The sequence below is a fragment of the Actinocatenispora sera genome (assembly GCF_018324685.1).
Taxonomy (GTDB): Bacteria; Actinomycetota; Actinomycetes; order Mycobacteriales; family Micromonosporaceae; genus Actinocatenispora; species Actinocatenispora sera.
In genome coordinates, this window is sequence record NZ_AP023354.1 from 6,423,650 (window position 1) to 6,435,886 (window position 12,237).

Below are 12,237 nucleotides of genomic sequence, written 5' to 3' on the forward strand. Positions count from 1 at the left end.
CGGTCCGAACAGGCACCACAGGCTACCGGCAGGTGAGCCAGCGGCAAAAACCACTCACTGAACGTATTCGGTTCGACACGATCCAGTGGTCGACACATCCACAGTGGAGGGTCCCGGTCCGTCCACTGTGGATCATGACGGCGCCGGCGCGGCAATCGCCCGAACCGGTACGGTGCCGACAGATCGGGCCGTCAGGCCGCCGTGTACGTCAGGTGCACCACACCGCTGTCGTACGACTCGCAGCCGGCCAGCGCCAGCCGCTCCGGCCCGCCCGCCGCCGGAAAAAGGCGCTGCCCGCTACCCAGCGCGAGCGGGAAGACGAACAGATGCAGCTCGTCGACGAGCCGGTCGGCCAGCATCGCGCGCACCAGCCGACCGGAGCCGCTGACGTAGATCCCGCCGTCCACCCGGTCCTTGAGCCGCTGGATCGTCGCCGGCTCGTACGGCCCGAGCACCGTCGAGTGGCGCCACTCCGCGTCGGTCATCGTGCCCGACACCACGTACTTCGGGGTGTCGTTGAAGAACGGTGCACCCGGGTCGTCCTCCGCAGTCCGGGACGACCAGGCCGGCGCGAACCCCTCGTACGTGGTACGGCCGAGCAGGATCGCCTCGCAGCCGGCCATCATCGCGCCGATCGCGTCGCCCATCTTCGGATCGAACGGGTAGTCCATCGTCCAGGTCGGCTCGGAGATGATGCCGTCGATCGTGATGAACTCGTGTACCCCGATGGTCCCCATCGTCGTCCTCCCAGCGGTGATCGTCGTACCGGTACCTGTGTCGACGGCGCCCGCCCGCAGAACTCATCGATGCCGCCGCCCGCGGCTCGGCGGAGGGCACCGGGCGCGTCGGGACGCGTGCCCCGCAGCGAGGATCAGACCACCAGCCGCGCCGGCCCCGCCATCCGAAGTGGACAGTCGACCGGTGCGCGTGCGGCCTCTTCGCGCGCCTTCGACTGCTCCGGCCCCGCCGCTCGGCGCGGCACCTACTTCTTCGGCTGCTCCGGACCGTCCGAGGTGGACAGCGCGGCGATGAAGGCCTCCTGGGGAACCTCGACCCGGCCCACCATCTTCATCCGCTTCTTGCCCTCCTTCTGCTTCTCCAGCAGCTTGCGCTTGCGGGTGATGTCACCGCCGTAGCACTTGGCGAGCACGTCCTTGCGCATGGCGCGGATGTTCTCCCGAGCGATGATCTTGGTACCGATCGCCGCCTGGATCGGCACCTCGAACTGCTGCCGCGGGATCAGCTTGCGCAGCTTGGTGGTCAACTGCACGCCGTACGAGTACGCCTTGTCCTTGTGCACGATCGCGCTGAACGCGTCGACCGGCTCGGAGTTGAGCAGGATGTCGACCTTCACCAGGTCGGCGGACTGCTCACCGGACGGCTCGTAGTCCAGGGACGCGTAGCCGCGGGTGCGCGACTTGAGCTGATCGAAGAAGTCGAAGATGATCTCCGCCAGCGGCAGCGTGTAGCGCAGCTCGACCCGGTCGGCGGACAGGTAGTCCATGCCCAGCAGCTTGCCGCGCCGGTTCTGGCAGATCTCCATCACCGCGCCGACGAACTCGTTCGGCGTCAGCACCGTGGCGCGCACCACCGGCTCGTAGACCGCGGCGACCTTGCCCGTCGGGTACTCGCTCGGGTTGGTGACGATGTGCTCGGTGTTGTCCTCCAGCTCGACCCGGTAGACCACGTTGGGCGCGGTGGAGATCAGGTCGAGGTTGAACTCGCGTTCCAGCCGCTCCCGGATGATCTCCAGATGCAGCAGGCCGAGGAAGCCGCAGCGGAAACCGAACCCGAGCGCCGCCGAGGTCTCCGGCTCGTACGCGAGGGCGGCGTCGTTGAGCTTCAACTTGTCCAGCGCGTCGCGCAGCGCAGGATAGTCCGAGCCGTCGATCGGATAGAGCCCCGAGTAGACCATCGGTTTCGGATCGGAGTAGCCGCCGAGCGGTTCGGCCGCGGGCCGGCCCAGCGCGGTGACGGTGTCGCCGACCTTCGACTGCCGCACGTCCTTGACGCCGGTGATCAGGTAGCCGACCTCGCCGACACCCAACGCCGGCGACTTGGTCGGCTCCGGCGAGATCACGCCGAGCTCCAGCAGCTCGTGGGTGGCGCCGGTGGACATCATCGTCAGCCGGTCACGCGCCTCGATCCGGCCGTCGACCATCCGGACGTAGGTGACGACGCCGCGGTAGATGTCGTACACCGAGTCGAAGATCAACGCGCGCGGTGGCGCGGCCGGGTCACCGGTCGGCGGGGTGAACTGGCGGACGATCTCGTCCAGCAGTTCCGCCACGCCCTCGCCGGTCTTGCCGGACACCCGCAGGCAGTCCGCCGGGTCGCCGCCGATCAGGTGCGCCAGCTCCTCGGCGTACTTGTCCGGTTGCGCCGCGGGCAGATCGATCTTGTTCAGCACCGGAATGATGTGCAGATCGTTCTCCAGCGCCAGGTACAGGTTGGCGAGCGTCTGCGCCTCGATCCCCTGCGCGGCGTCGACCAGCAGCACCGCACCCTCGCAGGCGGCCAGGCTGCGCGAGACCTCGTAGGTGAAGTCGACGTGCCCGGGCGTGTCGATCATGTTCAGCACGTACGGCTCGCCGGCCAGCTCGCCCTCGCGCACCGTCCACGGCATCCGGACGGCCTGGGACTTGATCGTGATGCCGCGCTCGCGCTCGATGTCCATCCGGTCGAGGTACTGCGCCCGCATCTGGCGCGCGTCGACCACTCCGGTCAGTTGCAGCATCCGGTCGGCCAGGGTGGATTTGCCGTGGTCGATGTGCGCGATGATGCAGAAGTTGCGGATCCGCTGCGGATCCGTGACACCGGGATCGAGCTGGTGTGGCACGCGGAGTCCGTTCTGTTCGAGGCACGTCGTGGGTCTCGGGCACGCCGTGGCCGGTCTGCGGTACCGGCGCCGTCGGGGCTGGCGTGCCGGCGCCGTCCATGCTCCCACGAACGCCGGAGGGCACACCGGGCAGCGGCGCCGTGCCGGCCCGACGGTACGGTGCCGGCCCGGCGATGGCGCACCGACCGAGCGGTACGTTCCTGATTCGGGTGAATGCGCGGTCAATGCCGCATTCGTCGGACAAGCGGTCGCTCACGTCGGTGTCCCCCATCACGGTACCCACCGGGCCGGACCATGGCCGCTGTGGCAGCAGACGGTGCGGCTGGTAGCCTGATGCTTCGTGTGTGCCGCCGCGTCGTGGACGCGCGTGCACTTTCTGCCGGCAGGCAGACCCCGATCCGTACCGACCAAGACTGAAGGCTGTCGCGTGGCGAACATCAAGTCCCAGATCAAGCGCAACCGGCAGAACGAGAAGCGCCGCCAGCGCAACAAGGCGGTCAAGTCGTCGCTCAAGACGGCGATTCGCTCGTTCCATGAGGCGGCCAGCGCCGGCGACTCGGCGAAGGCCGAGACCGCGCTGCGCGACGCGTCGCGCAAGCTGGACAAGGCCGTGAGCAAGGGCGTCATCCACAAGAACCAGGCGGCGAACCGCAAGTCGGCCATCGCCAAGCAGCTCCAGCAGATCTCCGCCTGACAGCGGCGACGCCCAGGCACGCCCAGCGGGGCCGACCGACACCAGCGGTGTTCGGTGACCCCGCTTTTGGCGTACCCGCAGACGGTCCCGACCGGCGCCCTCGCCGAGGCTCCCGACCGGCACACTCGCCGACAGTCTCGACGGGCGCGCCCGTCGACCGTCTCGACGTTGCACATTCGTCGACGGTCTCGACGTTGCACATTCGTCGACGGTCTCGACGCTGGCTAAAGGTTGTCCCGTAATCGTTGGTCCGCTCGGTCGTTGACCTTGGTGTGGAGCAGACGATCAGGTCCGATCAGCCGCAGTGGATCCCGGTGTTCACCGGCCTGTCAGCCCGGCAGTTCGGCAAGCTGGTGGCCATCGTGGCTGGTCGCGGCGGACAGCAGACCGGCGCTGGCCGCCGGTGGGGGCTCCCGCTGGCCGACCGGGTGCTGTTGGTGGCCACCTACTACCGCACCAACCTGACCCTGCGGCAGATCGCGCCGCTGTTCGGAGTATCGAAGTCGGCCGCCGGGCGCATCGTCGATCACCTGGCCCCACACCTGGTACTGGAGCCCCAGAGCCGCCGGCACCGACCCGACACGGTCCTGATCGTGGACGGCACGCTGGCGCCCACCCACGACCGGAACATGTCGGCCCGGTCGAAGAACTACCGGTACTCCACCAACCTGCAAGTGGCCATCGACGCCAACACCCGCCTGACCGTCGCGGTCGGAGATCCGTTGCCCGGCAACCGCAACGACTGCCGCGCCTACACCGACTCCGGCGTCGACCAACAGTGCGCCGGCGCGGCGGTAATGGCCGACGGCGGCTACCAAGGCAACCCGGAGGTAATCATGCCCTACCGCAAGCCCCGAGAGGGTGAACCGCCGCTGCCGCAGTGGAAACAAGACCTCAACACCGTCCACCGCCGTATCCGCGCCCGCGTCGAGCACTGCTTCGCCCACATGAAGTCCTGGAAGATCCTCCGCGACTGCCGCCGCAAACAACGAGGCGTCTGGTACGCCGCCGCCGGTATCGCGTTGATGCGCAACCTGACCATGGTCGTATGACCGGCCCGACGCGGCCGTGAAGTCCTTCCGCGTCAACCCATCAAGATCATTACGGGACAACCTTTAGCGGCTGCGGGCGCCGACAACGGCGAGAATGGCGCGTTCCAGCGCGTACCCCCGGTTGTCGGCACCGCCCTTGACCTCGGCGTTCGCCGCGGCAGCGGCATGCATCGCCTGCGCCAGCCCCTCCGGTGACCAGCCCCGGGCCTGCCGCTGGGCCCGCTCGATCTTCCATGCCGGCATGCCCAGCTTCGACGCCAACTGGTACGGGTTGCCCCGCACCCCAGCCACCCGCGACACCGTGCGCACCCCGTCGGCCAGTGCATCGGCGATCGGCACCGGGTCGACACCGATCGCAAGCGCCCAGCGCAGCGACTCCAACGCCGCCGGCGAATCGCCGACCATCGCGGCGTCCGCGACGGTGAACCCGGTCACCTCCGACCGTCCCTGGTAGTAGCGGTTGACGATGTCGACCGTCAGCCGCCCGCCGGTGTCGGCGACCAGCTGCGCGCACGCCGAGGCCAGCTCGCGCAGATCGTTGCCCACCGCAGAGATCAACGCCTCCGCCGCATCCTCCGGGCAGCGGCCGCCGAGGCCACGCACCTCGTCGCGGACGAAGCTGACCCGCTCCCGCGGCCGGGTGATCCGTGCGGCGCGGACCACCTCGACGCCCGCCTTCTGCAGCCCGTCGGCAAGTGCCTTGCCCTTGTTGCCGCCGGCGTGGGTGAGCACCAGACAGATATCGTCGGCCGGCGCGGCGGCGTAGCCGAGCAGCGCCGCAGCCAGGTCCTTCTTGGCGTCCTGGGCACCGCGGATCACCACGACCTGACGGCCACCGAACAGCGACGGGCTGGTCAACGCCGCGAGCTCACCCGCCGTGAGCGCGCTGGCGTCTCGCTCGGCGGGCTGCGCATCGGGCTCGACCGCTCGGACCGCGGCGATCACGTCGGTCACGGCGCGCGCGGCGAGCAGTTCCTCGTCGCCGAGGATCAGGCGGATCGGTGGTGGTGTCTGGCTCACGGCCCCATCCTGGCACGCCGCCGACCGGCCCGGATGCTGACCGCCGACCCGAGCGGGGTGATCGGCGCGTCACACCCTCCCGCGACTCCGCCGGTGCGCCCGGCGACGGACGACCCGGCCGCCGATGGCCCGGTACGCGGGCAGCGACGGCGGCGCGACGAGCGGCCGGCACGCCGCGTCATCGCCGGCGGCAACGCTCGGTCGGCGGGTGGTTGCCGTCCCGGTGGCGGGCCCCGTCGGGCGACGGCCAGCCCGTGCCCGGTGTCGACGACCGCCACGTCGCCGTCCCGGTCGGTGCGCAGCACCCGGATGCCGGCCCCGGAGATCCTCGACAACAGTCCCGGGTTCGGGTGCCCGTAGTCGTTGTCCACCCCCACCGACACGACCGCGACCTCGGGAGCCACCGCCGCGACGAAGCCCGGATCCTGATGCTTGCTCCCGTGGTGCGGCACCTTGAGCACGTCGGCATGCAGCGGCGCACCGTCGACCCGCAGCTCCTGCTGGAGTTCCGGGCCCGCGTCACCGGTCAGCAGGATCGACACCGAACCGACCACCGCCCGCAACACCACGCAGTTGTTGTTCGTGTCGGACTCGGTGCCGGTCATCGGCTCCGGCGGGCCCAGCGCGGTCACCGCCAGCATGCCCGCCCGGTAGTGCCAGCCGGCCGGGACCGGGAACGGCCGCAGCCCGTGCGCGCCGGCGACCCGCTCGATGCGGGCCCGTCCGCCGCCGGTACCGCGAAAGCGGGACACCCCGATCGCGCCCACCCGCCGGCCATCGAACACACCCGCGACCCCGCTGACGTGGTCGGCGTCGTCGTGCGTGAACACCAGTAGCGGTACCGACCTGATGCCGAGCCGGCGCAGGCACCCGTCGATCGCCGTCGGTTCCGGACCGCTGTCGATGACCACGGCCTGACCCGGCGCCACCCGAAGCACCAGCCCGTCGCCCTGGCCGACGTCACAGGCGACGAACACCCAGCGGTCCGGCGGCCAGCCACCGGCCACCCAGCGCACCGGGGCGGCGCCCACGATCACGCAGATGACCAGGACGAGCAGCAGGCGACGGGCGGTGCGGTGTCCGGCGAGAGCGATCGCGGCGACCAGGATCGCGGCCAGCAGGACGGCGCCGAGGACACCGACCGGCCACGGCGCCACGGCGGCCGGGGCACCTGCCGTGGTGTGCGCGACCAGCACCAGCCAACGGCACGGCCACGCGGCGAGCCACGCGAGGGCATGCGCCGCCGTCGGCGAGATCGGCGAGACCACCGCGGCTGCCAGCCCCAGCACCGTGGCCGGTGCCACCGCGGGTTCGGCCAAGACGTTCGCCGGCACGGCAAGGAGGCCTACGGTGCCGGAGAAGCCGGCGATCACCGGCGCGCAGGCGACGTGTGCGGCGGTGGACACCGCGACCACCTCGGCGATTCCGCGCGGCACGTGGCGTCGGCGCAGTGCATCCCGCCAGGCCGGCGCGAACAGCAGCAGACCGAGCGTGGCCAGCGCGGAGAGCACGAAGCCGAGTCGCAGCGCCAGCGCGGGATCGGCAAGCAGCAACAGCAGGACCGACGCCGCCAGGCCGGGGACCGCCGCCCGGGGGCGGTGCAGCGCCAGCGCGAGCAGCCCCAGGCCGCCCATCAGTGCGGCCCGCAGCACGCTCGGATCAGGCCGGACAAGCACCACGAACCCGACCGTGGTCGCCGCGCCGACCAGGGCGGCGACGCGCGGCCCGGCCCGCGCCCACCGCGCCGCCAGCAGGACAAACCCGAGCACGACGGCGAGATTCGAGCCACTGACAGCCGTCAGGTGTGTCATGCCCGCCGCTGTGAAGTCGGCGTGCACGATCGGATCGAGCCGACTGGTGTCTCCGTCGACCAGGCCCGGCAGCAGGCCACCCGGAGCCGCCGGCAGACCGCGGCACGCGGCCTGCAGACCGCCCCGGAGCCGGGCGGCAACCAGCTGGTACCACGGTGGACGGCCGATGCGCCGGGGCGACTCGGTGATCGACAGGACCGCGACGGTGCCGTCGGCACGCTGCGGTGGCGTCAGCCGTGCCGTGACAGCGAGGCGCTGTCCCGGCAGCACGCTGCGCCAGGTCGGGTCGTTGCCGAACCCGATGACGGCCGCATGCGCCCGGACCGTGGGGCCACCCGCCACCGACTCGAAGCTGGTCATCGTCGCCGGAACCAGCCAGGTCGAGCCGAACGCGCTGCCGGCGATGGCATGCGGATCGCCGGTGACGGTCAGCTCGGCGTGTACCAGCCGGTGCTTCCGGATCGGGTTCGCCAGCGTCTCGAGCTGCGCGGGGTAGGTGCGTGCCGCGGTCGTCGCTGCCCCGCAGCCCGCACCGAGCAGCACCGACACCACCAACCGCAGCGCCACCGCGACCCAGCCCGGGGCACGGCCGCCCGGGCCGGAGCCGGGCCGGCCAGGGCCGTGGGCGCCGATATCGTGCGGGGCCGCACGTGGACCGGGGCCATGCTGGCCAGGACCATGCAGGCCGGGAAACTGCAGGCAGGGACCATGCGGGCAGGGACCATGCGGGCCGGGAAACTGCGGGCCGGGACCATGCGGGCCGGGACCATGCGGGCCGGGAAACTGCGGGCCGGGACCATGCGGGCCGGGACCATGCGGGCCGGGATCGGGCCGAGCGGCAGCCGGACCGCCAGCGTCATGTCGACCGGCATGGTCGGCATGGTCGGCATGGCCGGCATGGTCGGCATGGCCGGCATGGCCGGCATGGCCGGCATGGCCGGCATGGCCGGCATGGCCGGCATGGCCGGCATGGCCGGCATGGCCGGCATGGCCGGCGTCCGGCCGGCTGGCAGCACCCTGGCGGGTGCGTCGATGCGCGAGGATCCCGGCCGCGCCGGCCATCGCGAACGCGAGCGCGGCGCCGGCCAGGGCTGCCGACGCCGGCAGCCGGATCGCCACCAACACGGCGAACCAGCAGCCGGCCGCCAATCCGACCAGCCGCAGATCCGGCCCGCGACGCGGCCGCTGCGGATCGGACGGCACAGGGCCGTGCTCATGCCCCGCGCCACGGGCACGGCCGCGGGGCGCCGGCCCCGGCGAGTTCCCCGGATCGCCGGCCGACGGCGCGCCCATCAGACCGTCACCAGATCCTTGAGATCCGCGTACCGGGCGTCTCCGATGCCGCTGACCTGCTTGAGCTGCTCGACCGAGCGGAAGCCGCCGTGCTCGGTGCGGAACGAGATGATCCGACCGGCGAGCGTCGGACCGACCCCGGGCAGCGTGTCGAGCTGGTCGGCCGTGGCGGTGTTGAGGTTGACCTTGCTCGCCGGGTTCGCCGAGCCACCCGGGACACCGGCACCACCGGCGTCGGGCGGCGGGGTGACGCCGACCGCGATCTGTTCGCCGTCGACGAGCCGGCGAGCCTGGTTGAGCAGGCCGAGATCCACGCCCGGGAGCACACCGCCGGCCGCCCGCACCGCATCGGCGACCCGGGATCCCGCCGGTACCCGGACGACACCGGGATGCCGCACCTTGCCCACCACGGAGATCACCAGCTCGCTGCCGGCAGACGCGGACGGTGGGGCGGTGGGCGCGGCGGCCGGCGCTCGGGGCGGCTCGACCGGATCGGTGACCGGCCGCAGTCGCCACGCCACCACCCCGGCGGCCACCACTGCGACGACGGCCAGCACGACCAGGGCTCGCAGGCCGCGCCGCCCGGGATCGAGCAACGCGCGTCGGACGCCGAGCAGCCGGGCCGAACGGTCGTACCACCGGTCCGGTCGCGCCGACACCGCCGCGGCACCGGCCGGCTCGCTCGGCCCCGCACCGTCGAGGTCGACCACCTCGATGTCGCCGGCCGAGCCAACCCCGGTCGGCTCGGCCGAGGCGAGGTCACGGGTGTCGGCCGCTACCAGCTCGGACTCGGCGAGTCCATGAGGGTCGACCGAATCGGCCGCATGCGGCCCGAAGCCAGCGGGTTCGTCAACGCCGGCCGCGATCGGCTGGGGCCGGGTGGATGCACGGACCTCAGCCGGGGCGGACGGGGCCGGCTCGGCGCCGGCCGGTTCAGCGGGATCGGCCGATTCGACGAAGGCGGGCCGCTCGGATCGGGCCGGCCTGGACCCCGTCTCGGCGCCAGCGGACCCGACCGCCGTCTCGGCTCCGACCGGCCCCGGCACCGTCGGTGGGGAGGCAGCGGCCGGGGAGCCGATCAGCACGTTCCCGCGGGGATGCTCGTCGGCCGGGGCCGGGTGTCCGACCGGAGTCGACGGGTCGGCCGGGGTGGCGCGGTCGAAGTGCAGATGCCGTCGGTACGGGACGGAGCCCACGACGGTCCAACGACCCGTCACCGCGGCTCGGACCCGATCGTCGCCAGGATCGGCGCGGGCGGTCGTGGTCGCCGGTGTGGCAGCGACAGCGCCCGGGGCCGGCGGCGTCCCACCGTCGCCGGCCCCGGGCAGCGGCGAGCCCGGATCGGGAGCGCGCGGCGTGTCGCGCCCCGGATCCAGCGGTGGCAAGCCGCGCCCTGTTTTGAGTGGCAGCGGTGCTCGTGGCGTCGGGACGAGCGATCCGCTCCCGGGCCCGATCGCCCTGTCCGGCGGCGATCCAGGGCGTGCGGCCGGTGCGACCGGCAGCAGTCGGCGCAGTCGGAGACGGGTGGTGTCGGCGAGAACTTCGGCACGGCGGGAGGCGAACACGCGGCGACCCTAGGCAGCCGGCACGGCCGGCGGCCGCCGCCGGCACGAGATCTGTGCACAACCGAGGGGGCTGTGGACAAGCTCGCCATTTCGGCCCACGCGTGCTACATCGCCTCGAGCCGACGGCGCCCCCGCACCCGCCGCAGGACCGCCACCCGGCCGTCCGCATTCGGTGTCGGTACCGCTCTCTGCACCGAGGTCCACGCCGGTCCACGTGTCCGCGGCGACGCCACATCGGGTGGCGCAGGTGGGGGCCCGGCTGCATGGCCCGCCGGAGTCCGCCCGCCGGCACTGGCGGGCGGTGGATCAGCGGGCCTTGGCGGAGACCACCTTGAGCATCGGGCCCTGCATGCAGTGGCTCATCAGTCCGTGCTCGAGGTAGCCGCGGACCTCGACGGATGCCTGCGGCTGCAGCACCTTCTTGGCCGCCGCGTCGGCACCGACCAGCTCGTACGTGCCGCCCGAGCTGCGAAGGATCGTGCAGCCGGGCTCGACGCCCCGGGTCACGGTCCCGGTGAAGGTACGGACCGTGCCGCTGGCGGGTGCGCTCTTCGTCGGCGCGGGCTGGCTGGGCCGCGGTGCGCCGGTCGACGGGGTCGGCGAAGGCGCGGCCGACCTGCTCCCGGAGGGGCTCGGCGCGACCGATCCGCTGGGCGAACCCGAGCTGCTGGGCGAGGGCGATCCAGCGGCCTGCGTACCGCTCGACTTGCAGCCGGTGAGCAGCATCCCGCCGAGCGCCGCGACCAGCAGCGCCAACCCTGCCGTACGGACATGTCGGTGGCCGGTCCGGACGCGTGTCGTCGCCGTTTCCCCGGGCCGGTTCCTCGCGTCAACGCTCATGTCGGTTGGACGCGCGAGACGCCCGGGAGGTTCCGTGCGAATCCCCCGGTTTCGCCGGCTCGATCCTGCCGGATTCAGCCGGCGACGACGTGCCAGGGCGGGTTCAGGCGCCGAGGTTGTGCGCGATGAGGCGCCAGCCAGCCCGGCCGCGGCGCAGCTCGGTCCAGTGGCAGTTGGCCAGCGAGCCGAGGGTGGACACGATGTGGTCCGGCCAGCCGAGCAGCGCACCGACACCGCGCCGGGCGGCGCCGCCGTGGGTGACCACGACGACCGTGCCGCCGGGCGCGCGGGCGGCGGCGTCGAGCAGTGCCGTGGACATCCGCTCGGACACCTCGGCGAGTTCCTCGACGCCGTCGATGCGGATCGGTTCACCCGCACGCCAGCAGGCGAACTCGGTCGGGTACCGCAGGGCCAGCTCGTCGTCGGTCAGCCCCTCCCACGGCCCGTACCCGCGTTCCCGCAGCCGGCGGTCGGTGGCGACGGTGAGGCCGGTGGCCGTGGCGATCGCGGCGGCGGTCTGCGTGGCGCGTTGCAGGTCGCTCGCGACCAGCACGTCGGGATGCCGGGCGGCGAGCAGGTCGGCGGCCTTCTCCGCCTGCGCGTGGCCGATCTCGGACAGCTCGATGTTGGTCTGCCCCTGGATGCGACCGGAGGCGTTCCAGCCGGTCTGGCCGTGCCGGCAGATCAGCAGTCGGGTCACCGACCGAGGTCTCCGGCCTCGGCGACGACGGCGGGGTCGGTGAACGGGATGACCGGGCAGTCGCGCCAGAGCCGGTCGAGCTCGTAGTAGGTGCGTTCCTCGTTGCGCTGGACGTGCACGACGACGTCGGCGTAGTCCAGCAGCACCCAGCGGCCGTCGCGCTGGCCCTCGCGCCGGATCGGCTTCTCCCCGGCGGCGAGCAGCCGCTCCTCGATCGCGTCGACGATCGCCTTGACCTGCCGGTCACTCGGCGCGGACGCGAGCAGGAACACGTCGGTGATCACCAGCTGCTCGCTGACGTCGATGAGGACGATGTTCTCCGCCTTCTTGTCGGCGGCGGCGGTGGCGGCGGAGAGCGCCAGCTCACGGGCGTGTTCGGTGGCGGCCACGGATCCCCTTCCGTACTGCGGGTGACGCCTTCAA

10 protein-coding genes are annotated in these 12,237 nt (G+C 72.3%); 2 read left to right on the top strand and 8 right to left on the bottom strand.

Annotated features, from left to right (window positions below; translation table 11 throughout):
• Positions 1-191: 191 nt before the first annotated feature.
• Both Asera_RS30230 and lepA read right to left on the bottom strand, forming a co-directional pair.
• Positions 192-737 (bottom strand): dihydrofolate reductase family protein, encoded by a 546-nt coding sequence (locus Asera_RS30230; protein WP_030449739.1) that lies wholly within the window; start codon positions 735-737, stop codon positions 192-194.
• Between the two features lie 245 nt (positions 738-982).
• Positions 983-2,839, bottom strand: coding sequence for a translation elongation factor 4 (lepA, locus tag Asera_RS30235; RefSeq protein ID WP_030449740.1), 1,857 nt, complete (start codon positions 2,837-2,839; stop codon positions 983-985).
• Positions 2,840-3,266: 427 nt separating this feature from the next.
• Between lepA and rpsT the strand changes: the two genes are divergently transcribed.
• Complete coding sequence (gene rpsT / locus Asera_RS30240; protein WP_030449741.1) at positions 3,267-3,533, top strand: 30S ribosomal protein S20; 267 nt, start codon at positions 3,267-3,269, stop codon at positions 3,531-3,533.
• Positions 3,534-3,805: 272 nt separating this feature from the next.
• Positions 3,806-4,585 (top strand): transposase, encoded by a 780-nt coding sequence (locus Asera_RS30245; RefSeq protein WP_212804483.1) that lies wholly within the window; start codon positions 3,806-3,808, stop codon positions 4,583-4,585.
• A gap of 63 nt (positions 4,586-4,648) precedes the next feature.
• Here Asera_RS30245 and holA read toward each other — a convergent pair whose 3' ends face one another.
• The 6 genes from holA to rsfS form a co-directional block, all read right to left on the bottom strand.
• On the bottom strand, positions 4,649-5,605 hold the full coding sequence (gene holA, locus Asera_RS30250; RefSeq protein WP_030446985.1) for a DNA polymerase III subunit delta: 957 nt from the start codon (positions 5,603-5,605) through the stop codon (positions 4,649-4,651).
• Entirely contained in the window at positions 5,602-7,983 is a 2,382-nt protein-coding gene (locus tag Asera_RS30255; RefSeq protein ID WP_051802410.1) for a ComEC/Rec2 family competence protein, read from the bottom strand. Before Asera_RS30255 ends, holA begins: the two co-directional genes overlap by 4 nt.
• A 725-nt stretch (positions 7,984-8,708) precedes the next feature.
• Positions 8,709-9,419 (bottom strand): ComEA family DNA-binding protein, encoded by a 711-nt coding sequence (locus tag Asera_RS30260; RefSeq protein WP_244844082.1) that lies wholly within the window; start codon positions 9,417-9,419, stop codon positions 8,709-8,711.
• A 1,161-nt stretch (positions 9,420-10,580) separates the two neighbouring features.
• The gene (locus tag Asera_RS30265) at positions 10,581-11,030 is read right to left on the bottom strand and encodes a superantigen-like protein SSL4 (RefSeq protein WP_051802411.1); all 450 of its coding nucleotides are present in this window, start codon (positions 11,028-11,030) and stop codon (positions 10,581-10,583) included.
• Positions 11,031-11,217: 187 nt separating this feature from the next.
• Positions 11,218-11,814 (bottom strand): histidine phosphatase family protein, encoded by a 597-nt coding sequence (locus Asera_RS30270; RefSeq protein WP_030446989.1) that lies wholly within the window; start codon positions 11,812-11,814, stop codon positions 11,218-11,220.
• Entirely contained in the window at positions 11,811-12,203 is a 393-nt protein-coding gene (gene rsfS / locus Asera_RS30275) for a ribosome silencing factor (RefSeq protein WP_030446990.1), read from the bottom strand. Before rsfS ends, Asera_RS30270 begins: the two co-directional genes overlap by 4 nt.
• Positions 12,204-12,237: the final 34 nt, after the last annotated feature.